We start from the raw sequence: 22,895 nt of genomic DNA on the forward strand, positions 1-22,895 counted from the left end.
AAGCCGCCTGAACGGCGGCTTGTCGAACATGCATGAATGGCTCAGACCTTCGAGCCGCTCCAGCGCGGTGCTTCTCTCAATTCGTCACGCTTCTGTTGATCCGGCGATTTGTGCGGCTCGCCGTATTCCACGTGTAACGTGTCATCAAGGCGGTTGGTGGAAGAGCCGCCTTCCTGCGGCGTTTCGTCGAAATGCTTCCACTCGGCACTCTGGAAGCGGAACAGGCTGTCGTCTTCAGGCGCTTCGCGTTCGCGATAGTGGTGGATCGAGTAGTGTGCATATTCGACCTTGTCGCCCCAGTCGGACTGCAGCAAACCGTCTGCCGCCAGATCGCGATACCAGTCGTTTTCCTTTTCGGATGCTTTCTGCTTTTTGTTATGGTCGACGAAATAGCCAATGATGCCGCCAACGACAGCAATCACAACGCCGACGAGGAAGAATGGCCCGGCCAGCGCGGTGGCCGCCGCGCCGCCTGCACCCACCAGCGCCGCGGTTCCCAGTACGCCGGCTGATGCGCCGAAGGCACCGCCGGCAATTTGCAGGCCGCCTGCAGCCTGAGCGAGCTTGTCACCTGACTTCACGCCGTCCTTGATGGTGAATGCACCCAGTACGATATCGGCAAAACCACCAGCCAGATCCGTTGCAGGCCCCAGCACTTTGACGACTGAGCCCGCGATTTTATTGGCAGTTCCAGAGGGCAGTTTGGCCCCTGAAGCCTGCACGGCGTCATCCAGCCGCTGGGTGATGCCGCCCATGGCCTGGCGTTCCGCTTCTGCACCGCCAGCCATGTCGCCCAGCGTCGAATTGAGCCGATATTCATCAGTCGCATCCAGTGCGGTACGGATCTCGCTCAGGTTGCTTGCGGAAATGCCGCTGACCCTGACTTCCTTGGCCTTGCCAAAGCTTTCCTTGCCCCAGATCTCCGGTAACGTCTTGTCCAGCCCCAGCATGTCCACCAGGCCGCCTTTGCCCATCAGGTCGCCAACCTGATCAGCCAGACGTACAAAATGGCTGGCACCGCCGGCAAAGCTCAGAAAGTCCTTGGCAATGCCCAGGCGCTGAATCGGTGTCTCGCCTAGCTTGCCGCCGTTGCCGACCAGTTGATAAATCGCCGAGAACAGCGACACGCCTGCTGCAACGGAGCCCATGACGCCTTTGCTATTGAGCGTATTGAAGATTTCGCCCAGTTTGCCGCGATCAGCGACCGGTATGTAGGGTTTGGAAAGGGCTGTCTTGATGTCTGCTTCGCTGACCTTGCCGTTTTTCTGATAGGCATCACCGACCTCCTTGAGCGCTTTGGCGATGTCTGCGGGCTTGGCGTTGCCCACGACACCTTCCTGAAGGAATTTTTCGAAGGTGGGCTGCAGGAAGCGCGGCATATCGACCAGAAAGCCCTTGAGCTCTGCCTTGAGCAGGCCGAACAGATCCTTGGTGGCGAGGGCGTTATTCTCGTCGCTGATCTTCGACGGGTCGGCGACCAGATCGTTGAGATCGCTGGTCAAACCGTCGGCCTGAATAGACTGTGCCGCCTTGCTGGCGCCTTCTGGATCGACCAGTGCAAGTGAGGACAAGGTGTCGCTCAGGTCTTTCTGCGCCTCTTGGCCAAGGCCCTGCTTTTTCAGGTCCTTGAGGTAAAGTACGTAATCGGGATTGGCGGTGAGGTCGAGCAGCTTCTGCTTGATTTCGTCCTTGTTGGGCACTTTGCCCAGTGCATCGGTCATCTTGCTCTGGTAGTCCTGCTGCACGGTAGGATCAGAGAACAGTGTGGTCAGTTGTTCTTGCAGCTTGCCGCCATCAATGATGTCGTGCATGTCGGCCGAACTGAGTTGGGTCTGTTTGCTGTCGAATTCGCGCCAGGTGCCGCCGAAAGCGCCTTTGGCCTCTTCATAACCGGTCAGGCCGCGACCGTTGTCATAAGCAGCCTGCGCCTCGATTGCCCTGACCAGTTTTGCGCGAGGGTCATCCTTGGCAATATCCCCTTTGTTCACACCGTCGCGGTATTGGTCGAGCAGTTCCTTGGTCGCCAGTTCGCCGACGTTCAGCTCTTCGGAATTCTCGTCATCCTTGTCGGCTTTCACGCCGGTTTTCTGCCCCATCAGATCCAGCTCCGCCACGGGCGGCAAGTTATGCCGACTGCGGGTTTCACCGATATTGCCGGTGCCCAGCTCATTCCATTTTTCCACCACGTCATCGTACAACTGCGGGCTGGAATCCTTGGAGACGATGAACTTGCCATCGCCGTTCTCGAAACGAATCAGACCCGCGCCTAATTCGTCCGGTGAACCGATGGTTATGTCCTGATTCTTCAAAAAGTCATGAGGCTCTGCCAACGTGTAACCTTCTTCCCGGCTGCTGTTGATCTTGTTCCAGGCGTCATGGAGGGTGGTTACTTTGTCGAATAGTTCAGGGGTCAATGCTTCAGTGACGACAATCCGCTCACCGCTCTGATTCTGATAGCTGATCTGGCTTCCTTCCTGGCCAGACACCCAAGTGAACTGTGTAATGTCGTTCAAGCTGGGAATGGGGGTGTTGCGGTCAGCAAGAATCTGCCCTTCGTTGACTGCTGTTTCCATCGCAGTTCTTTTTTGCGGGTCCGACACTATGGTTTGCAGCGCTGCCAGATAATCGAACAACTTCGGATTGTCGTCACGGGTGACCACGACCTTCTCTCCGTTGTGCTCATAACGGATAGTGTCCGGGCCGACCTCATTCAACGGGCCGACGGTGGTGCCGAATACGGGTGGCCATACTTCGTTGTCACCCGCCCTGCGATAACCTTGCGCTTCGCTCGTGTTCAGCCCGGTCAGGGTATTGAAAGCGTCTTTGGCCGCGCTGTACAGCTCAGGATTGTCGCTCTTGGCCACGACGATTTTATTGCCGTCACGGTCGACATAACGCATCACGCCCGGCCCGACTTCATCCACCGGGCCGACCACTGCAAAGCCTGCAATGTTTTCCGGCGGCTTTTCGTCCGCGCCTGCCACCCTGTAGCCATCGCGCTGACTGCTGCCTACGCCGGATAGCGATTTGAAATCCGATGCCACCTGTTTGAAGAGTTCCGGGTTCTGTTGCTGCGAAACGATGACCTTGCTGCCATCGGCGGCTTCATAGCGAATCAGCCCCGGCCCCATTTCGTCCGGTGCTCCGATACGGGCATAGCCGCTCAGAGTCGCTGGCGCGGCAGCATCAGCATTGGCTGGGGAGTAGCCAGTAGCCACACTGGCCCTGAAACCTGCCACTCGGGGTTGGTCTTCGACGACCTGACGATAGAGCTCCGGGCTGGTGGATTTGCTTACCAGTACCTGATCGCCTTCCTGGGTGACGTAGCGCACTGTGTCAGCCGCCACAGTGCCGGGCTTTTCTATCGATGCGTAACTGCCCAGCGCAGGTGCCTTTTCGTCTGCGCCCGCTGGCCGGTATTGGCCGCCATTGCGGTTGCTGGTCTGCAGCACCTGATTGAATCGCGTTCGGGCATTCGCGCCCGGTGCGGGGGGCGGAAGAGGGCCAGGCGCCGGGCTGATCGTGGACGTCGACATAGCATATAACTCCTGTTGTTAACCGCTGGACGTGGAGCAGGCGACTCAATAATTGAGTGCCGCGAGGCGAACGAAACCCTGTGTTCAATGACGAACTCTTTATTCGTGTGAATAGTTTGAACGGCGTCTCGTTTTCAAATCAAAAGAACAGGGCTTATGGGCCGACACTATCATTCCGACAAGTGAAGTGGCGGATCGCTAATCTCTTTTCACAACAATTCACACGCGTCGATAAATAATAACGGCTCTGGCGAACACCCCCGTAAACGTTGGAGCCCCGTCTCGTGGTACATAAAAAATTAATATCACCAGAAATAAACCAGAAATAAATATCACTTTGATATCACTGTTGGTTTGCGGTATTAATTTGTTGTGAAATCTGATTTCACAACGTTTCACAGCATCGAACAAGTTTCGCTGATTACTATTAATTGGCAACGCGGCAAATAGCGTAGTGTCTCTGCATCGCTGTTGTGTAATGGCACATTGACCTGTTCTTGAGCCGGTTGTTAATCCGCAGATAGATCCCTACTCGAAGCAAGGAGAAACAACATGAGTTCGACTCCACCCGTAAGCTCCGGCAATTCAGACGCAGCAATCGATAAAATGTCGGCGACCTTTGATATGGCTATCGAGAAATCGGCCAAGATCACTGAAATCTCCACTGCCAAGAAAGCAGAGCTGGATGCTACCAAGCAACGTCCACAGAACTGACGTTGTCATGCAGGCAGTGCTACAGCTGCCTGCATTCACTGCGCATCGAAATTCTTCCGATCGACAGTTTTGCCCGGCTTTGACATGCCGTTTCCGGTAGATCACACGGTGGTGACTCGATCATGACAGCCTTGATCTCATTGAGCGGAACGCCCGACGCTTCTGTGCAGGAAAGCGGCGTAGCCCGGCTCGAAATTCTTCATGGTTTGCATCAGGGCGTTTCGCTGCTCCTGGACAATCCTGTCTATGTGATTGGCAGTGCCGCCCCGGCTGACCTTGTGCTGGGCGATGCTGATGTGGCCGAGCAACATGTTCGTCTGCGATTCTCCGTCGAGCACGTCGCAATAGAAGCCTTGGGCGGCGACGTGACACTTATCGATACACTTGGCAAACGTCGGGTTGTCAACGTCGGCCACGGTCAACGAATCTCCTTGCCTGTCGAGTTGCTGGTCGGACAGAGCAGGCTGTGCTTGCGCAGCACACGAAGTACCCGAGCCATCCCCGCTGTGTCCCGCCGCCTGGTGCTGCTTAAATGGCCAGCACTGGCTGCACTTTTGTTGCTGGTGACATGTGCCACTGCCTTTGCCTTTCGTGCACCTGCCGAGTCGGTCCGGCACTCCATTGCAGATTCCGTCCCTGGTTCGTCAACGCCCGTCAAGAGCGCCCCCACACTGACCCAGGCCCGAAGCTGGCTTGAGGGTGCGCTGCAGGACGCCAGGCTCACGCAATTGCGGGTTGGGGAACAGGGCGGGCAGCTCAGTGTTGAGGGCGCTTTTCCCGCTGCCCAAAAAAGCAGCTGGCTGCAGATTCAACAGGCCTTTGATACTCGGTTTGGCCAGCATATTGTCTTGACGCCCAACGTGCAGGCAAGCACGGCGCTTGCGGCACCTCGCGTGCGTTTTCAGGCGGTGTGGTTCGGTCGCAATCCCTACGTGATCGACGAGCATGGCAAGCGTGTCTATCCCGGCGCACTGTTACCAGACAACTGGAGGCTGGAAAGTATTGAGGGCAATCAGGTCCGTCTTGTACGCGGTGATGAACGGTTTGCCTTCACCTTATGAAAGTCGATCTGCGGCCCGTAGCGCCGCCTTCAGCCGATTCTTTGCCCGCTGTCGAGCGTGTTGCTCCGGCGCAGCCGCGTCAGGGAACCCGTTTCGAAGCGCTGCTTGATCAGCGCGAGCGCAAGGTTCGTCGTTCGTTGCGCGGCGAGCTGGAGCAGACCGGGCAGGCTTTTGGTGTCAATGCGCAGCTTTTTGGCACAGCGCGTTCGCTACAAGTACTGCGCTATGTGCTGGACGAAGTGTTACCGGCACTGGACGCCGAACCGGAGATCCGCGAACTCGCCGAAGACGTGATTCGTGAAGAGATCGACATGCGGCTGCTATTGGAACAGCAACGCGCCGAGGTGCAGTCATGAGCATCAGTCAGGATCGCGAATGCATAGAGTTGCTCCACGGTATGGGTGATCTGTACCGGCGCAGTGGCCAGCCACAACGTGCACTGGTGATGTTGCTGATTGCGATACAGCTGGCACCGACGAACAGCGCGCTGCTGCACAGCCTGGTGCAGGCGTTCACCGACAGCGGAGACACCGACCGGGCCATTGCGGCACTCGACAGGCTGGTCGAGCAGCAAGGCGAGAGCGCCGCGCTGCTTCTGTTGCGTAGCCGCGCGTTGTGGAAGGCAGGCCGCAAGGACGACGCGCGGCAATGCTTCAGACGCTACCTGGAAGCCCGGAGGGCTGCGCAATGACCCTCATGAATGCTCTGAATCGCCTGGCGGTAACTGCGTCTAAACGCACAGATGTGATCATCGTTGCGTTCATGCTGATGGCTATCGCGATGATGATCATTCCGATGCCGACCTATTTGGTGGACGCGCTGATCGGAGTCAACATCGCCCTGAGCCTGCTGATTCTCATCGTCGCGTTCTACATCAACCACTCGGTGGAGTTTTCCGCGCTGCCGCCGCTGATCCTGCTCAGCACGCTGTTTCGTTTGTCGCTCTCGATCACCACCACTCGCCTGATTCTGCTGGACGGCAATGCTGGTCATATCGTCAAGGCGTTCGGTGATTTCGTGATTGCCGGTCAGGTCGTTGTGGGGCTGGTCGTATTTCTGATCATTACGGTTGCCCAGTTCGTGGTCATTACCAAGGGCGCTGAACGGGTCGCCGAAGTCGCTGCGCGTTTCACACTGGATGCGATGCCCGGCAAGCAGATGAGCATTGATAACGACTTGCGCAACGGTGACATCGACCAGTTCGAGGCCAGACGTCGTCGTTCACGCCTGGAGCGTGAAAGCCAGATGTTCGGAGCCATGGACGGCGCCATGAAGTTCGTCAAGGGTGATGCCATTGCCGGGTTGGTGATTCTGTTCGTCAACCTGCTGGGCGGCATGATGATCGGTATGGTCCAGCGCGGTATGCCGTTCGCCGAAGCCGCGCATGTCTATTCGTTACTGACCGTCGGTGACGGCCTCATTGCGCAGATCCCGGCACTGTTGATTTCCGTAGCCGCAGGGACCGTGGTGACCCGCGTCAACAGCGACGGCGAAGAGCGTGACCTGGGCACCGAGATTGTCAGGCAGCTGAGCGCCAGCCATCGTGCGCTGGGTCTGACTGCGCTGATTCTGCTGGGCGTAGGCATGCTGCCGGGGTTTCCGTTGCTGGTGTTTGTCGGTCTGGCCGCCGTGCTGGGCGGCAGCGCGTTTATGCTCTGGCGCCGGGATCGTCGTGCCGCCCGGTCACTGGTCAAGGACGAGCTGCAAGAGCATGAAACGATGGCCGAGCCCGGGGCATCCTCTGGCGCTTCCGGGGTTTCGAACGATGCCGCGGAAGATGCCTTGGAAAGCGCCGAGCGGCCACGCGACAGCCAGGTGCTGCTGAGTATCGGAACCGGATTGGCCGAGGCCGCCCCGTTGCAGCCCCTGCGTCAGCGTATCGAAGCGTTGTGTCACGACATTCGTATCAATCTGGGTGTCGAGGTGCCGCTACCCGAGGTTTATCTGGACCGCAGCCTGCCAGCCGATCGTTTCCAGGTCGAGCTTGAAGGTGTACCCGTCAGTGAGGGCGAATTCAGCGGCATGGCGCTTTTGCTGCAGGACGATCCGGTGCATGCACAACTGGTTTCTGTCGAAACCTTTGAAGCGCCTTCGCCGATCGGTTCCCGTCCCGGCCGCTGGGCAGGGCGCGAGCATGCGGAACGTTTGCAGGATGTCGGTATTGGTTTTCTGTTCGCCGATGAAGTGTTGCGCGAAGTACTGGACCGTACGTTGCGCCGTTATGCCGCCGACTTTCTGGGTATTCAGGAAACCCGCCTGATGCTGGAACAGCTTGAGGGTAAGTACGGTGAGCTGATCAAGGAAGTGCTGCGCATTCTGCCGCTGCAGCGTATCGCAGAGGCCTTGCGTTTGCTGGTCTCTGAAGGGGTATCGATACGCAATCGTCGCGGCCTGCTGGAGTCGATGGTGGAGTGGGGCAGTATTGAATCTGACGCGGGCAGACTGACCGAGCATCTGCGCGCAGGACTTGCGCGGCAGATCAGTCATCAGTATGCCGATCGCAACCGGGTGATCAGCGCCTTTGTACTGGCACCTGCGCTCGAAGAACAACTGCGCGCCACGCTGGCTCGCCAGGAAAAGAGCCGTGATTCGCTGCCCGACGACATCGGCCGGACCGTACTGGTACAGCTGCGTCGCCTGTGCGACATGCTGCCGGAACATGATTTGACGGTGTTGCTTGTGCATTCGGAGCTGCGTCGGTGTATGCGCCGTCTCATCGTGCGCGGCGAGCTGCAACTGGCGGTTCTGTCCTTTCGTGAACTGGCCAGTGAATACAACCTTCAAGCGGTCGGCACTGTCAGCCTGACCGATGTCCTTGCACGCCCGGCATCCAGGGCCGGTGCTGTCACTCCTCTGGCGACTGCCTCATGACCTCAGTAAGCGTAATCCGGATGTTTCTCGTGGGTGTGGGCGCGTTGCTCATGGGCACAGGTTCGTTTGCCGAAAACATTGCCAAAGGAGCCAAAGGCACAGTCGATCTGGCCATCGGTGAAGGCCGCGTTCTGCATTTTTCAGCCCCCGTGGACTCGGTGATGGTGGCCGAGCCGGGTATTGCCGACTTGCAGGTGGTGTCACCCGGCGTGATCTACGTGTTCGGCAAGGCCGCAGGGCAGACCAGTCTGATTGCCCTGGACAGCGAGGGCCGGGAGACCGCTGCGTTGAGTCTGGCGGTAAGCAGCGGCACTGCTGCTGTGACACGCCCGCTCAAGGCGTTGCACCCGCAGAGTCAGGCGCGGATCAATGCCTCCGGCAGCCGGGTGATTGCCAGTGGCTCCGTGCAGGATGTCGGTGAAGCAACCAATCTTAATGCCTTGCTGAGCACCGAGGGGCAGAACTTTCAGTCGACGGTAAACAGTGCCACTTACGCAGGGTCGGCCCAGGTGAATATCCGCGTGCGTTTCGCCGAAGTCTCGCGCTCCGAGCTGTTGCGCTATGGCGTGAACTGGAATGCCTTGTTCAATAACGGCACTTTTTCATTCGGCTTGCTGACGGGGGGCGCTTTGGCCGCCGATGCAGCGGGCGGCGCATCGAACGTAATCAGCGCCGGGCTTGCGTCGGGCAATGTCAACATCGACGCGATGCTGGAGGCGCTGCAAAGCAACGGTGTGCTCGAAGTTCTGGCCGAGCCGAACATTACCGCCATGACCGGGCAGACTGCGAGCTTTCTGGCTGGCGGTGAAGTGGCGGTGCCGGTGCCGGTCAACCGCGAAGTCGTCGGTATCGAATACAAGCCTTACGGCGTGTCGTTGCTGTTCAGCCCGACGCTGCTGCCCAACGGGCGCATTGCGTTGCAGGTGCGTCCCGAGGTCAGCAGCCTGATGAGTACCACCACACTGGACGTTAACGGCTATCAGGTGCCGTCGTTTCGGGTACGGCGTGCCGACACTCGTGTGGAAGTCGGCAGTGGTCAGACGTTTGCCATTGCCGGGCTGTTCCAGCGTGAAAGCAGCCAGGACATGGACAAAGTGCCGATGCTGGGCGACATGCCGATTCTGGGCAATCTGTTCCGCTCCAAGCGCTTTCAGCGCAACGAAACCGAACTGGTGATTCTGATCACTCCGTATCTGGTCGAGCCGGTCAAGGATCGCGTGGTGGCGACGCCGCTGGACAAACAGCGCGCCGCCAGCACCGCGTCGGCAGGTCCGCGCAGTGGTGGCGCATTCGGCTTTTACATGAACTGAAAGGGAATGGCCATGAACCTCATCTGCGCTATGTCACGCCCGCCGGTTCTGATGCTTTTGTGTCTGCTGGCAGGCTGCAAGACCCACCTCGACCCAGTGAGCTATTCACCGGATTATGCAGCGATCACCCGTGCCGATGGCCGTGTGGAGCTGGTGCCCCAGGCCTGTGTGCAACCGGCTGCACAGGACGAGATCGGTGTAGGTGAGGATTTTCAGCCATTGTTGCCGCCGGGCTGTGCCAGCAACCTGATTCTGCTGCAAATGGTCGAGCAGCGCGCAGATGTCATGCACGGCCGTGACACCGGGCCTGTCATGGCTGCACCGGTCGGGCGCGCCGCGCAGGTTTACATCGACGGGTATGACCGCGAAGAGCTGCGTCGGCGTCAGGCAGAGCAACAGGCCAGTACTGACACGCAGGAGGCCCGATGACCTCAGTTAGCGTCAATCAGCCCCAGTTCACGAGCCTGCTCGGCGCGGTCCGGTATGGCCTTGACACGCCGGGCTTCGGCGATCAGCTTGCCGCGTTCGGCCTTGGTGATATCGTCGAAGGTCATGTTTTTGAGATCTTTCTCTTTTCCGGCCAGGACCATGACCAGCAGCTGGTTGCGTTGATGCCGCGGTTGCGCAAGGGGCGACTGGCTGACGCTGCGGATGGTCTCCAGGGCCTTCTGGTCGTCATCGCCCAGGGCGTATGCCAAGGCCAGATTGCATCGGGTGTCGAGGTCGTTCGGGGCCAGTCGCAGGCTGGTGCCGAAGGCGCTTTGAGCAGCGTCGGCCTGGCCACTCAGAATGTGCGCGATGCCCAGACGGTTCCAGGCCTGTGGCTGCTGCAACGCGTCGGCGGCCTGGGTCAGCGCAGTGATGGCGCGTTCCAGCTTACCCTGACGCAACTGCGCAGTACCCAGGCCCAGCAGCGCATCCGAGTCGTCGGCTTTCAGCTCAAGCGCCCGCTGATAAGCGCGCTCTGCGCCACGCGTGTCGTTGCTGACGAGCAGGGCTGCACCGAGTTTGCGCCACGCCTCGACACCCGCTTCGGGCTGCTGCGTGGCGCGCTGGTAGAACGACGCTGCCGTCGTCGAGTCGCCGCGTTTCTCCAGGTCGGCGGCCAGTTGCATGAAGCGCTCGTAGCTGGCGTCGGATTTGGGCTGAGTCGAACACGCCGCCAGACTCAGGCAGCCGAGCAACAACAACGTGGGGACGGAACGAGGTGGCATGGGCAAGGCTCTTGTGAAAGGGGGCGGGGCGAGGCGTATCAGCCGTCGACAGCCTTTGAGGGCGAGCGCCATTTTATAGCCCCTGCGCTGAATAGCGACCGTTTTCTGAAGCCTGTCTGCCAGCGGCCGTCGCATTGTCACGGAGGGCGCCATGAAGCACTTCAGGGCTGACCCGCCAGTTTCAAAATTGCTGATGCTGATCCTGCTGTGCCTGTTATCCGGCGTGCTTAAGGCCGCCTCGGAGCGCCAGCCCGACTGGTTCTCAGAGCCTTACGCCTACGTGTTGGTTGATCAGGATATTCGCGGTGCGCTGACTGAGTTCGGTCAACACCTTGGCCTGATCGTGGTGTTTTCCGAGAAGGTCCGGGGCAACGCACGAGGCACGGTACGTGGCGAGGATGCCGGTGAGTTTCTCACCCGCTTGTGCGCTGCAAATCAATTGAGCTGGTACTTCGACGGCAACGTACTGCACATCGCCGGTGCCGATGAGGTCGCCACCCGTGTGTTCGACCTGCAAGGGCCGCGGCTTGAAGAGTTGCAGCGTTATATGGCGCGGCTGGAAGTGTCCGGCCAGCCGATGTCCAGCCGCGTCAGCCCCGACAGCGACAGCCTTTTTGTTTCAGGGCCGCCAGCCTGGCTGGCGCAGATTCAGCACCATGTGGATCGTCAACCTGCCGCCGAGGTCGCGCCTGTAGTGCGTGAGCGCGGCGTGCGGGTGTTTCGTGGCGGTGTCGTCACTCAAGTCGCTACCGACCGTCAGTAAACCGAAGAAGGAGCACTACCCATGTCCATCAACGCCGTAGACAGCAATGTAGACATCAATGTTTCCAGTCAGGAATCGCGCTTCAACGCCGCCGTCGAAAATGCCGAGCAGGCTGCCAGCGACAGTGAGTTCAACGATGCCCTGATTACCCAGGCGGTCACCATTGGCGGGCAGTTCATTATCATGCCGCGCGCTCAGGAAATGCTCAACGAAGCCCAATCTGACGACGACTCTGAATAGGTTCCGACCATGACCGTCAATCCAGCTGCATCACCGGCGGCGGCTGCCTTGCCTTCGCCGGGAGGAGGCGGGGTTCCGCAGGCTTCCCAGAACCTCTTCGAACACATGGCCGAGACTTCCAAAGGCATGCCGCAGGGTGCCAGCCCGCATCAGATCGGTAGCAACCTGATGGAGCGACTGGATGGTTTTATTGACCGCTCGCGGCAGTTCTCAGAGCGGGCCGATGCGCTGACTCAGGGTAATGCATTGCAGTCCGCCAATCATGCTCCGAGCCCAGCCACCAGCGCTGTCCAGGCGCCGGGCAAGGTAGGTGAGCCGCAGGTCGATCGCATCGTCCAGTCGCTTGGACGGATGTTCGATTACTCCATCGAAACCCAGATGGTGGTACGCGGGGCAACCCAGATATCCGGCTCTGCCAACACCCTTCTAAAAGGTCAATGAACCATGCCCAAACGCCGCCGTGTCTTGCGCCTGTTGATAGTGGCGACGCTTGCCAGCCTGTTGCAGGCCTGCGATATCGATCTTTACACCAACCTCGGCGAGCGTGAGGCCAACGCCATGCTGGCGGTGCTGTTGCGTGATGGTATCCCGGCGTCACGCAAGGTTCAGGACAACGGTCAGCTCAAGGTGATGGTCGACGAAAAGCGCTTTGCCCAGGCGATGGCGGCGCTGGATGACGCAGGCCTGCCGGGGCAGAGCTTTTCCAATATGGGAGAGATTTTCAAAGGCAATGGCCTGGTGTCCTCGCCGGTGCAGGAGCGCGCGCAGATGGTGTATGCGCTGAGTGAGGAGCTGTCCCATACCGTTTCGCAGATCGATGGCATTCTGTCCGCGCGGGTGCATGTGGTGCTGCCTGACAATGATTTACTCAAACGGGTGATTTCGCCGTCCTCGGCATCGGTGCTGGTCCGTTTTGACCCGCGAACCGACATCAATGTGCTGATCCCGCAGATCAAGACGCTGGTCGCCAACGGCATCTCCGGGCTGGGCTACGACGGTGTTTCAGTCACGGCGATCAAGGCAGTCATTCCCGACAAGGCCAGTGCCCAGCCGCAGTTGGGCAGTTTCCTGGGCCTGTGGATGCTTGAAGATGACCTGCCAGCGGTACGCTGGTTGTTTGGCACTCTGCTGCTGGTTGCGCTGGTGCTTGCCGGACTGCTGGGCCGACAGTTCTGGCAGCGACGCCGGGGCGAGGGCTCATACGTGTTGAGTGAAGCGTCATGAATACGGCGCTGACCGGCCAGTGGCATGCACTGGCCGAACGTCCCTTGGCCTTTGTCCGCGAGCGCTGTCTGGCCGAATGCCTTGAACGTGACGTTGATGCGGCCCGACTTGCAGCGTTACGCGATTCACCGCGCTTTACCGCACGCCTTGAACAATTGCTGACCGGACATTTCAAGCTACAGCCGCTGGCGCAGCTGGACCTGCCTGCGGAACAGGATCTGGCTGTACTGCTGCTGAGCGAAAGCGATTTTTTGCATTTGACACGCCTGTGTGGTGCGGTCTGGCACGCGGCAACGCTGAGTCGGGAAATTCGTGGCGAAGTGGTCAGTGAGTACCGTCGCCTGCTGGGTAACGACACATTCTCGCTGGCCCTCTCTCATCGGCATCTGGCCGGTGCGGCCGATCTATTGCGTACACCTGCCGAGTTGCTCCAGGCCATTGATCGCGATGGTGCTGCCTGTGTGGCCGCCTGGCTGCAGTCCTGTCCTGCACCGCTGCAGGCCTGGCTGCGACTGCGTCTGGCTGAACCTGTGCACGCTGCACCGGATGATGCGAAACAGGTGACGGTGGTGCAAACCGTTGCTCGACACCTGACGGAGATCAGCAGCCATGAGTGATCTGCCAACACGACCAGGCTCCCGGGTGTTGCGTGCTGCCGACGCCGCTCGCTGGATCGACGGATTTGCCTTCATCGAAGCCGCGCATGAAGAGGCACGTTGCGTGCGGGAAAACAGCGCGCGATGGCTCGAACAGGCTCGCGCCGAAGGCTTCGAGCATGCCAGACAGGAGGGCGCCGAACGGGCCGCTGCATTGCTGGCACAGACCAGCGCCGAGGTCGACCGCTACCTTGCCGGCCTGGAAACTTCGTTGGCTGAACTAGCACTGGGTATCGCCCGACAGGTACTGGGAGAGATTGACGAGCGCGAGCGGCTGTTGCGTTGTACTGCGCAGGCGTTGGCAGCGTTTCGTCAGGATCAGGCGTTGACTCTGCATGTACCCGGCGCTGAAGTCGAAGGTCTGCGCCAGCACCTGGCCCATGCGCCGCTGCCCCTGCATTCGCTGAGTATCGAAGGCGATGACCAGCTCGAAGCAGGGCAGGCGCGGTTGGGTGGCCCGGCGGGGTCCGTGGAACTCGGGCTGGAGGCCCAGCTGGATAATCTGCGCCGTGCGTTGTTGCCGCTGGCAGAAGGTGATTCGCGATGACTGAGGCCCTGACGACGCTGCTGCCCAACCTCGGGTTGCGCTTGCAATTCGCCCAGCCCAGGCCCATGCGTGGGACGCTGCGCAGTATTCGTGGCGTGTTGCTGCGCGCCAGCGTCGCCGGCGTAGGCATCGGAGAATTATGTGTACTGCGCGATCCGGGTAACGGCCGAGAGCTGTCGGCGGAAGTTATCGGCTTCGATGAAGATGACGCGATCCTGTCGCCTATCGGCTCGATGGAGGGCCTTTCGACGCGTACCCAGATCATCGCCACAGGCCAGGCGCTCGGCGTGCAGGTTGGCGATGCCTTGCTGGGTCGTGTGATCAGCCCTATGGGCGAGTTTCTCGACGGACCTGCGCCGACTGCCACGCTCGGGATGCAGCATTATCCATTGCATGCAGAACCTCCGGCGCCCTTCAGCCGCCAGCGAATCGTCAAGCCACTGTCATTGGGCATACGAGCTATCGACAGCCTGTTGACCCTCGGCCAGGGGCAACGCATGGGTATTTTCGGCGAGCCGGGGGTGGGTAAGTCTTCCTTGTTGGCGAGTATCGTTCGCAATAGCGATGCCGACGTGATCGTCATCGGGCTTATCGGCGAGCGTGGCCGTGAAGTACGCGAACTGCTTGAAGGGCAACTCGACGCCACGGCCCGGGCACGTACCGTGGCGGTGGTTGCCACCTCTGACCGGCCCGCCGCCGAGCGGGTCAGGGCGGCTTACGTAGCGACCACTCTGGCTGAGTATCACCGTGATCAGGGGCGCAATGTGCTCTTGTTGATGGACAGCCTGACCCGTTTTGCCCGTGCCCAGCGCGAAATTGGTCTGGCAGTGGGGGAGCCGCCGACCCGGCGTGGTTATCCGCCTTCTTTTTTCTCGGCATTGCCGCGCCTGCTGGAGCGCGCCGGCCCTGGCCCGCAGGGCAGCATCACGGCGCTCTACACCGTATTGACCGAAGGTGATGCGGCCATGGACCCGGTGGCCGAGGAGACTCGCTCAATCCTTGATGGCCATATCGTGCTGAGCGCCGAACTGGCGCAGCGCGATCACTTTCCGGCAATCGATGTTTTACGCAGTCGCAGCCGCTTGATGGACCACATTGCGACTGCCGAACACAGGCACCTGGCATCACGGCTGCGTGAGTTGATTGCCCGCCGTCAGGAAATCGAACTGTTGATTCAGGTGGGTGAGTACGCGGCTGGCAGTGACCCGATAGCCGACGAGGCAATTGCCCGCCATTCGCCGATTGAGGCATTTCTGCGTCAGCCGCCCTCCGAACATGACAGCCTTGCGCAAACTCTGGCCCGCCTGCGCAAGGTGCTGGCATGAGCCCGTTTTTCGATTCGGCTCCTGATTCACTCTACGACTCGACGCCGATGGGTCTTTGCTATGGAAAAAAACGATGAAGAAGGCCGACCTGTACAGCCTGCAAGCCTTGCGTCTGTTGCGTGAGCAGCGCGCTGCCGCTCATCTTGGCACTCAACGGGAGCGCTGCCGTGATAGCCACACCGAGCTGGATCAGGCACGGGAAAAGTTACGCCTGCACCGGGAACAACTGGCTCAGGAGGCCGAGCAGGCGGTCGGCCAGCTCAGCGAGGGCCTGTCGGTCAGCGAGTGGAAGGTCGTTCAGGAGCGCTTGAAGCAACTGCATGACGAACGCAAGGCATTGCAGGCCGATGCCGATAATGCGGTGTTGAACCTTGAGACTGAAGAGCAGGCACGCAAGCGGCTCAGGCAGGCGCACCTTGAACAGTTGAAAAAGTCCCGAGCCTGGCAGAACCTCGTCGAACAGCGCATGCGCAACGATGCGCGGACCAGTGAGCAGCGCGATGAGGCCGATCAGGCAGACCTGCCCGTCAAAGGGTCCCAGCCTGGAGACGAGCGATGACGGTGTGCGTACAGCCAATGCCTTCGCCTCCAGGCATTGGTTCGGTCCGAAGCCGGCTTGCCCGGTTCGATGCTGATCTGCTGAGTTTGCATAACCTGTTGCATCGCCAGACAGCACCGTGGCGGATCGTTCTTGGGCAGCGCTCCATGCACGTGAGCTTGGCCAGCGCAGGTGGCGAGTGTCGCCGACCGGTGAGGGTGGCCATCAGGTTCGGACAGGCCTACCTCGAACTTGTCGTTCCGTCGCGTCTTTTCGAGCTGTCAGGGCTGGGCTGGCTGCCAGGTGCGTCAGTCGATACCCAGACCGACACCTTGTTACTGGAGCAGGCCTGGCTTAGCTGGATCGAGCCTCTGGAAACATTATCGGGCGAGCCTGTTCAGGTGCTCTCGTGGCCTGCACATCCGCTCGAAAATCCACTCAGGCTCGCGTTGGAAGTGCGGCCTGATGAGGGGCAGGCACAGACGCTGGAAATACATTTGAATGCTGACAGCGCCCGGCACGTCATCGCGCTGCTCGACCGTAACGCTGTTACAAGACCGCTGCCGCTTGATGCATTGGTACTCACGCTGAGTGTCGAGGCCGGGCAGGCACCATTAACCACCGCAGAGCTGCACAGTCTGGTGCCGGGCGATGTGGTCATGCTCGACACCCTTGCCGACACGCAGGTGCTGCTGCGACTGGGCAAGCGCTACCAGACGGTTGCCAGGCACCAGGGTGAAACCCTCGAATGGCTGGGTCCTCTGCGCACCGTCAGTCCCCATTATGTCTCCCACACTTTCAACAGGAACGATTCGATGAGTGAAATGACCGACGGTTCCGATCTGGATACTTCGCTGGATGAGCTGCCGCTTACGCTGGTCTGCCAACTGGGCAGCGTTGAACTGACGCTGGCGCAACTTCGCGAGATGGCGCCGGGCAGCCTGTTGCCGCTGGCCGGTTCGAGGCACGATGAGGTGGACCTGATGGTCAATGGCCGCCGTATAGGCCGTGGCGAGTTGGTGAGTATCGGCGACGGTCTGGGTGTGCGACTGCTGGGTTTCACTGCCTCATGAACGGTTACCAGCCGAACCTGATCGAAATCATTCTGGTCGTCGCTACTATCGGTTTGATTCCACTGGCCGTCGTGACGCTGACAGGATTCATGAAGATATCCGTGGTGCTGTTTCTGATCCGCAATGCGCTGGGCGTGCAGCAGACGCCGCCCAATCTGGTGCTTTACGGCATTGCGCTGATTCTGTCGGTATACGTGACCACGCCGCTGATCGGTGACATGTACCGGGAGGTGCAAGGCCGCGATCTGAGCCTGCAGAATGTCCAGCAACTGGAGGAACTCGGCAGCGCCTTGCGCCCGCCATTACAGGCGCACCTTTCGAAGTTCGCCAATGAAAGCGAACGCGGTTTTTTCGTCCAGGCCACTGAAACCATATGGTCGCCCGAAGCGCGAGCCGATCTGCGCGATGACGATCTTGTCGTACTGATTCCGGCGTTCGTCAGCTCTGAACTGACCCGTGCCTTCGAGATCGGTTTTCTGCTCTATATCCCGTTTCTGGTCGTCGATCTGTTGGTCTCCAATGTGCTCATGGCGATGGGCATGTCGATGGTCTCGCCCACCTTGATTTCAATTCCGTTGAAGATTTTTCTGTTTGTGGCGCTCAGTGGCTGGTCACGACTGATGCACGGTCTGATCCTGAGCTACGGAGGCTGACGCTGTGGGCCAGGATGTTTTTCTCTCGCTGATGAACAAGGCGCTGATGACTGTCTTGCTGCTCTCCGCTCCGGCATTGGTCGTGGCCATTGTCGTCGGCCTTAGTGTGGGGCTGTTACAGGCGCTGACCCAGATTCAGGACCAGACACTGCCGCAAGTGGTCAAGCTGGTAGCGGTATTGCTGGTGATCGTGTTTGTCGGGCCGTTGCTGGCCGGGCAGGTGGCAGAGCTGGGTAATCAGGTGCTGGACAACTTTCCCTTGTGGACCCGATGAGTCGTCATGGGCGCTGATCTGACCAATGCGTTCATCGAAATCGCTTATCCGGTGATCAGTTCCGCATCGCTGGCAGCTTCGCGGGCGATGGGTGTGGTGATCATTACCCCGGCATTCAATCGTCTGGGCCTGACCGGCATGATCCGTGGCTGCGTGGCAGTGGCGATCTCGGTGCCGATGATCTTGCCGGTGTTCTCGGCGTTCACTTCTATGCCCGAGCACAGCGGTTTTTTCCTCGCGGGGCTGATGATCAAGGAGTTGCTGATCGGGCTGCTGATCGGCCTGTTGTTCGGCATACCGTTCTGGGCTGCCGAGGTGGCCGGTGAACTGATCGACCTGCAACGGGGTTCGACCATGGAACAGCTGGTCGACCCTTTGGGGCAGGGGGAAGCGAGCGTGATGGCCACGCTGCTGACCGTCATGCTCATTACACTGTTTTTCATGTCGGGCGGCTTTATTCTGATGGTCGACGGTTATTACCACAGCTATCAGCTCTGGCCAGTTACCGAGTTCACGCCGTTGTTCAGCAGCGCTGCCCTGACCTCCATTCTGGCCATTCTCGACCAGGTGATGCGCATTGGCGTGCTGATGGTTGCGCCCTTGCTGATTGCGATGCTGATCACTGATCTGATGCTCGCTTACCTGTCGCGCATGGCACCCAGCCTGCATATTTTTGACCTTTCACTGCCGGTCAAAAATCTGTTTTTTGCGGTGTTGATGGTGGTTTATATCGGGTTTCTGATTCCGGTCATGATTGACCAACTGGCGCAATTTCGAGGAACGGTCGAGGTTCTGAAAACGCTGGCCAGCGAGGGCCCGGGATGAGTGAGTCGAGCGAGGAAAAAAGCCAGCCGGCCTCGGACAAGAAGCTACGCGATGCACGCAAGAAGGGGCAGGTTGCCAAGAGCCAGGACCTGGTGTCGGGCATGGTCATCCTGATGTGTACCTTGTGCATCTCGGTGCTGCTGCCCAAGGCACGTGCGCAGGTCGAGGCACTGATAGATCTGACCGCACTGATCTATATCGAGCCGTTTGCAGAAGTCTGGCCACGGCTGCTCGATCACGCCGAGCAGATTGTCATCGGCATTACAGTGCCTGTGGTGGCTGTGACTGTCGGCGCGGTGATCCTGACCAACATCGTAACCATGCGCGGTGTAGTGTTTTCGATCGAGCCGATTCAGCCGGATATCAAACGTATCAACCCTACCGAGGGATTCAAGCGCATTTTCGCGATGCGCAACCTGATCGAATTTCTGAAGGGGCTGGTCAAGGTTGTGTTACTGGCGCTGGCATTCTATGTCGTCGGCCGCCAGGCGCTGCAGGCCCTGATGGAGTCATCACGATGCGGCGAAGGCTGCATCGAGTCGACGTTCTATCTGGTCCTCAAACCACTGGTATTCACCGTGCTTGCAGCGTTTCTGCTGGTCGGCGCGGTAGATGTGCTGATGCAACGCTGGCTGTTCGGCCGTGAAATGAAAATGAGCCATAGCGAACAGAAACGCGAACGCAAGGACATTGATGGCGACCCCATGATCAAGCGCGAACGCCAGCGCCAGCGTCGCGAAATGCAGGCACTGGCCACAAAGCTTGGGTTGGGGCGCGCCTCCTTGGTGATTGGCGACAGCGGAGGCTGGGTGGTGGGCGTACGCTATGTGCGCGGTGAGACACCGGTGCCGATAGTGGTCTGTCGTGCCTCCTCACAGGATTCGAGCACCTTGCTGGCAGAGGCCTTGTCGCTGGGCATTGCCCGCTGGCCCGACGCAAGTCTCGCCGAAATGATCGCCCGGCGCAGCGTAGCTGGTGATCCGGTGCCGGAAAATACGTTTCAGGCAGTGGCCGATGCGCTGGTGGCGCAGCGGCTGATCTGACGCCTGACGCGGTGTTTCAATGCACCGCCGGGCAATGGCGATGGGCTGGTGTGCCGGGGGCGATTTTCAGCCGGTTGAGGTCAGCGTTGATGCGCCACGCCCAGAAATGTGTACCGTCCTGCCGAGCGATGTCCAGTGCCTGGGTCAGCATCTTGCGTACGTCTTCCAGCGCATGAATGTGTGGTTGACTGAGCATCAGCTGTGCCTTGACTCTCATGATCTCCGGCAAATACCAACGATCATGGTGTTCAACAGCGTTGGTGTGAATTTCATCCAGCGTTTCCAGCGCAAGGGGTTCAAGCCGTAGCGCGGCCAGACCTGATACGTACTCGGTATGCAGCATTGAACACAGCGGCGTTTCCACATGGTTGCGCAGCTGTTGAAGCGCTTCTCCCAGCAATGGCACGCCTGCTGCCGGGTCGCCTTCACGAATCAGCAGGATACTCTCATAGCAACTGGTCAACTGACGCCAGATATGCAGCGGTTGCCGTTCGCTGCTTTTTTTAAGCACATCCAGAAAGTGACGTGTCTTGTGCAACGTGCCTGCAATCAGCGTTGCGGGGATCGCACTGATGGCCAGGGTATACCAGAGCGTCGCGGGGTGACTCAGGGCAATGGCCTGCTTCACGTTGGTGTCCAGGGCAACCATCGCCTGGCCGGTATTGCCAACCAGCAACTGTACCTGGGCACGCAATGATTGTGCGGCAATTCGCTGGTCGAAATGCATGTCGATGATATGTGACGAAGCAGACCTTGAAGCGCCCAGAGCTTCTTCGATCGCCTGCCCGGCGGTTTTCATATCGCCCATGTAAAACGCGCTGGTGGCGCGCATTCGCCTGCCCAGCAACTGGCAGTCGGCGATTCTGTAATCCTTGCCCAGCGCGAGGAATCGCAAGGCTACTTCCTTACCCTTGCTGTGCCTGTTGCTGCAGGTGTGGTCGTTCCACTGGCCCCACAAAGCGCGCAGGCGGTACTCGGAGTCGTTGAGCTCTTCGGCATCCTCACTGACCTGTTGCCAGACCTCGCGCATTTTCTGCCCGGCACCGTAGGTAAGCATCAAAATACTGCCGGACATGGTCAACAAGCGCATACGCTGACGACGATCCATCTGTGCCTTTTCTTCGACGTGGCGCGGTGTACCGAGGCTGACCCAGTCCTGGTACTCGCGCACCAGCGACAGCCTGAGCCACAGGGGCGAGCTGCTCAGGGTCAGTTCTACACCAAGTTGTCGATCACCCTCGGCTGAAAAGGCCCAGGTCAGTGCTGCGCGAATAGTGTCGATCTCTGCGGCGTAGCGCTGGGTCCAGACGTCTTGTGTCAACTGATCGAGATCGAGTCTGGCCTGGTTGAGCAGGCGCAGTGCCCACTGGGCGTGGGCGCGGCACAAACGCGGCACATCATCGAGCTGAACGAGCTTGTCATGAGCATATAGACGCGTGGTTTCCAACAGCCGAAAGCGCTTGCCCTGGCTGTGGTCAAAGGTTCCGAGAAGGGATTTGTCGAGCAGGCTTTCCAGCATCGGTAGCGTCATGCGTACATCCGGCAAGCCGATATTGACGATTGCCATGACGCCATCAAGCGTGAATGAGCCGTTGAAAATGGACAGTTGACGCAGGAGTGCCTGCTCGTGCCCGGTGAGCATGCCGTATGTCCAGTCCAGCGTGGCGCTTAGCGAACGCTGACGCGGTAACGCGGTGCGCAGCCCGGTCATCTGCAAGCGAAAACTGCCGTCCAGCAGCCCGACCAGATCGGCAATGCCGAATGTCCTGACGCGTGCAGCGGCCAGCTCGATTGCCAACGGATTGCCGTCCAGTTTGCGGCAGATGGCTGAGACCGCTTCGGTATCGTTGTCAGTCAACACAAATGCGGGGTCCTGCTCTCGGGCACGTGTGACAAACAGTTCCACACCCGAGTAGGCAATGGCAGTCTCGGCGCTGACAGTCTGGTTTTCGTCCGGTACTTGCAGGGGGCTGAGTTCATGCACCCATTCGCCTTGTACGCGTAATGGCTCACGGCTGGTGACCACTACGCAGCACAGTGGGGCATTGGCCAATAATGCTTCTACGGCAGAGGCGGTTTCATCAAGTACATGCTCGCAGTTATCCAGTACCAGCAATTGCGGCCGCTTTGCCAGTGAGGACGGGATGTCACGCAGTGGCTGTTCGTTTTCAGTGCTTAAACCCAGGGCGAAGGCAATGCTGCCCACGACAGGCTGAGCGCAGGTAACCGGCGTCAGGTCAACGAACGCCGTGCTCAACGAGGCATGTGCAGCCAGGCTATCTGCCAGCGCCAGCGCCACAGTGGTCTTGCCCACGCCGCCAGGACCGGTCAAGGTCAGCAAGCGACGCTTCAGCGTCAGTTCATGCAACTGCCGGACCAGCGCGTCACGGCCAAGCACCTGGCGCTTTATCGCCGGTGCCGCAGCAAATGTGTCTTTTGCAGGTGCAGGTGCAGGTGCAGGTAGCGCAGGAGCGGTTGCTGGTTGAACGCTCACCGGGGCGCTGAATCGATAACCCCTGCCTGGCACGGTGACGATATAAGTGAAATCGTCCTGCTCTTCCAGCGCTCTGCGCAACGTCACGATCTGAGCGCGCAGGTTGCATTCTTCCACCACCGCCTTGGGCCAGGCCAGTGTCAGCAATTCGGCCTTTTCCAGCAGTTCGCCGGGGCGTGTTGCGAATGCCACCAGCAGAGACATGGCGCGACTGCCCAGCGGTACCGGCTGCGAGTGCCTGAACAACAGCTGCTGTTGCGGGTGCAGCACAAAAGAGCCGAAGCGGATAGCTTCCTGCCCTTGGAGAGCGTCACGCGTTCTGATATCGACCATTGTACCCGGGCCGCCTGTTTCAAAATCCATGCTTAGACCTGTATCAGAAGTAACAACTGTGCTACCGCACCTTGCAGGAGCATGAAGTATTGATCTTTAAACGGTTTTTTTGATCTGCTTACATCCCGTAACGTCAGCTCGATGAGCTTGACGCGGCTGTTCGGCTGGGACGCTGAATCTTAATTAGCTGATGTGACCGTT

The 22,895-nt window shown here is 59.4% G+C and carries 23 protein-coding genes; 20 read left to right on the forward strand and 3 right to left on the reverse strand.

Annotated elements, in window-relative coordinates:
* Nucleotides 1–41: 41 nt before the first annotated feature.
* Complete coding sequence (locus tag RYC18_RS25115) at nt 42–3,536, reverse strand: hypothetical protein (RefSeq protein WP_316886980.1); 3,495 nt, start codon at nt 3,534–3,536, stop codon at nt 42–44.
* Nucleotides 3,537–4,088: 552 nt separating this feature from the next.
* Between RYC18_RS25115 and RYC18_RS25120 the strand changes: the two genes are divergently transcribed.
* From RYC18_RS25120 to RYC18_RS25150, 7 genes are all read left to right on the forward strand, one after another.
* Entirely contained in the window at nt 4,089–4,250 is a 162-nt protein-coding gene (locus tag RYC18_RS25120; protein ID WP_004660836.1) for a hypothetical protein, read from the forward strand.
* Nucleotides 4,251–4,372: 122 nt separating this feature from the next.
* On the forward strand, nt 4,373–5,311 hold the full coding sequence (locus tag RYC18_RS25125; protein WP_316886981.1) for an FHA domain-containing protein: 939 nt from the start codon (nt 4,373–4,375) through the stop codon (nt 5,309–5,311).
* Nucleotides 5,308–5,667, forward strand: a complete 360-nt coding sequence (locus tag RYC18_RS25130; protein WP_316886982.1) for a hypothetical protein — start codon at nt 5,308–5,310, stop codon at nt 5,665–5,667. The genes RYC18_RS25125 and RYC18_RS25130 overlap by 4 nt, the downstream gene beginning before the upstream one ends.
* Nucleotides 5,664–6,002, forward strand: a complete 339-nt coding sequence (locus tag RYC18_RS25135) for a tetratricopeptide repeat protein (RefSeq protein WP_005743505.1) — start codon at nt 5,664–5,666, stop codon at nt 6,000–6,002. The genes RYC18_RS25130 and RYC18_RS25135 overlap by 4 nt, the downstream gene beginning before the upstream one ends.
* Nucleotides 5,999–8,182, forward strand: a complete 2,184-nt coding sequence (gene sctV, locus RYC18_RS25140; protein ID WP_316886983.1) for a type III secretion system export apparatus subunit SctV — start codon at nt 5,999–6,001, stop codon at nt 8,180–8,182. Before RYC18_RS25135 ends, sctV begins: the two co-directional genes overlap by 4 nt.
* Nucleotides 8,179–9,492, forward strand: a complete 1,314-nt coding sequence (locus tag RYC18_RS25145; protein ID WP_316886984.1) for a type II and III secretion system protein family protein — start codon at nt 8,179–8,181, stop codon at nt 9,490–9,492. The genes sctV and RYC18_RS25145 overlap by 4 nt, the downstream gene beginning before the upstream one ends.
* Nucleotides 9,493–9,504: 12 nt before the next feature.
* Entirely contained in the window at nt 9,505–9,921 is a 417-nt protein-coding gene (locus RYC18_RS25150) for a hypothetical protein (protein WP_057404018.1), read from the forward strand.
* Between the two features lie 2 nt (nt 9,922–9,923).
* On the opposite strand, the gene RYC18_RS25155 is transcribed toward RYC18_RS25150, so the two are convergent.
* The gene (locus RYC18_RS25155) at nt 9,924–10,706 is read right to left on the reverse strand and encodes a tetratricopeptide repeat protein (protein WP_005743510.1); all 783 of its coding nucleotides are present in this window, start codon (nt 10,704–10,706) and stop codon (nt 9,924–9,926) included.
* Between the two features lie 151 nt (nt 10,707–10,857).
* Between RYC18_RS25155 and RYC18_RS25160 the strand changes: the two genes are divergently transcribed.
* From RYC18_RS25160 to RYC18_RS25220, 13 genes are all read left to right on the forward strand, one after another.
* Nucleotides 10,858–11,469: a hypothetical protein gene (locus tag RYC18_RS25160; RefSeq protein WP_005743511.1), complete on the forward strand. Its 612-nt coding sequence runs from the start codon at nt 10,858–10,860 to the stop codon at nt 11,467–11,469.
* Between the two features lie 21 nt (nt 11,470–11,490).
* Nucleotides 11,491–11,709: a hypothetical protein gene (locus RYC18_RS25165; protein ID WP_002553572.1), complete on the forward strand. Its 219-nt coding sequence runs from the start codon at nt 11,491–11,493 to the stop codon at nt 11,707–11,709.
* Between the two features lie 9 nt (nt 11,710–11,718).
* Complete coding sequence (locus tag RYC18_RS25170; RefSeq protein ID WP_002553573.1) at nt 11,719–12,150, forward strand: hypothetical protein; 432 nt, start codon at nt 11,719–11,721, stop codon at nt 12,148–12,150.
* Between the two features lie 3 nt (nt 12,151–12,153).
* The gene (gene sctJ / locus RYC18_RS25175) at nt 12,154–12,933 is read left to right on the forward strand and encodes a type III secretion system inner membrane ring lipoprotein SctJ (RefSeq protein ID WP_316886985.1); all 780 of its coding nucleotides are present in this window, start codon (nt 12,154–12,156) and stop codon (nt 12,931–12,933) included.
* A complete protein-coding gene (locus tag RYC18_RS25180; RefSeq protein WP_316886986.1) occupies nt 12,930–13,550 on the forward strand; it encodes a type III secretion protein in 621 nt (206 codons plus the stop codon). The genes sctJ and RYC18_RS25180 overlap by 4 nt, the downstream gene beginning before the upstream one ends.
* Nucleotides 13,543–14,136: a FliH/SctL family protein gene (locus RYC18_RS25185; protein WP_316886987.1), complete on the forward strand. Its 594-nt coding sequence runs from the start codon at nt 13,543–13,545 to the stop codon at nt 14,134–14,136. The genes RYC18_RS25180 and RYC18_RS25185 overlap by 8 nt, the downstream gene beginning before the upstream one ends.
* Nucleotides 14,133–15,461: a FliI/YscN family ATPase gene (locus tag RYC18_RS25190; protein WP_019741913.1), complete on the forward strand. Its 1,329-nt coding sequence runs from the start codon at nt 14,133–14,135 to the stop codon at nt 15,459–15,461. Before RYC18_RS25185 ends, RYC18_RS25190 begins: the two co-directional genes overlap by 4 nt.
* Nucleotides 15,462–15,534: 73 nt before the next feature.
* Nucleotides 15,535–16,020 (forward strand): hypothetical protein, encoded by a 486-nt coding sequence (locus RYC18_RS25195; RefSeq protein ID WP_316886988.1) that lies wholly within the window; start codon nt 15,535–15,537, stop codon nt 16,018–16,020.
* Nucleotides 16,017–17,072, forward strand: coding sequence for a type III secretion system cytoplasmic ring protein SctQ (gene sctQ / locus RYC18_RS25200; protein ID WP_316886989.1), 1,056 nt, complete (start codon nt 16,017–16,019; stop codon nt 17,070–17,072). Before RYC18_RS25195 ends, sctQ begins: the two co-directional genes overlap by 4 nt.
* Entirely contained in the window at nt 17,069–17,725 is a 657-nt protein-coding gene (gene sctR, locus RYC18_RS25205) for a type III secretion system export apparatus subunit SctR (RefSeq protein ID WP_004658168.1), read from the forward strand. The genes sctQ and sctR overlap by 4 nt, the downstream gene beginning before the upstream one ends.
* A 4-nt stretch (nt 17,726–17,729) precedes the next feature.
* On the forward strand, nt 17,730–17,999 hold the full coding sequence (locus RYC18_RS25210; protein WP_004665006.1) for an EscS/YscS/HrcS family type III secretion system export apparatus protein: 270 nt from the start codon (nt 17,730–17,732) through the stop codon (nt 17,997–17,999).
* A gap of 6 nt (nt 18,000–18,005) precedes the next feature.
* Nucleotides 18,006–18,824, forward strand: a complete 819-nt coding sequence (gene sctT, locus RYC18_RS25215; protein ID WP_004643252.1) for a type III secretion system export apparatus subunit SctT — start codon at nt 18,006–18,008, stop codon at nt 18,822–18,824.
* Nucleotides 18,821–19,867: an EscU/YscU/HrcU family type III secretion system export apparatus switch protein gene (locus RYC18_RS25220; RefSeq protein ID WP_004665008.1), complete on the forward strand. Its 1,047-nt coding sequence runs from the start codon at nt 18,821–18,823 to the stop codon at nt 19,865–19,867. The genes sctT and RYC18_RS25220 overlap by 4 nt, the downstream gene beginning before the upstream one ends.
* Before the next feature lie 16 nt (nt 19,868–19,883).
* Here RYC18_RS25220 and RYC18_RS25225 read toward each other — a convergent pair whose 3' ends face one another.
* The gene (locus RYC18_RS25225; protein WP_046832857.1) at nt 19,884–22,724 is read right to left on the reverse strand and encodes an ATP-binding protein; all 2,841 of its coding nucleotides are present in this window, start codon (nt 22,722–22,724) and stop codon (nt 19,884–19,886) included.
* Between the last annotated feature and the right edge of the window lie 171 nt (nt 22,725–22,895).

This window comes from Pseudomonas syringae group sp. 247E2 (assembly GCF_032587795.1).
In the GTDB taxonomy this organism is placed as follows: domain Bacteria; phylum Pseudomonadota; class Gammaproteobacteria; order Pseudomonadales; family Pseudomonadaceae; genus Aquipseudomonas; species Aquipseudomonas amygdali.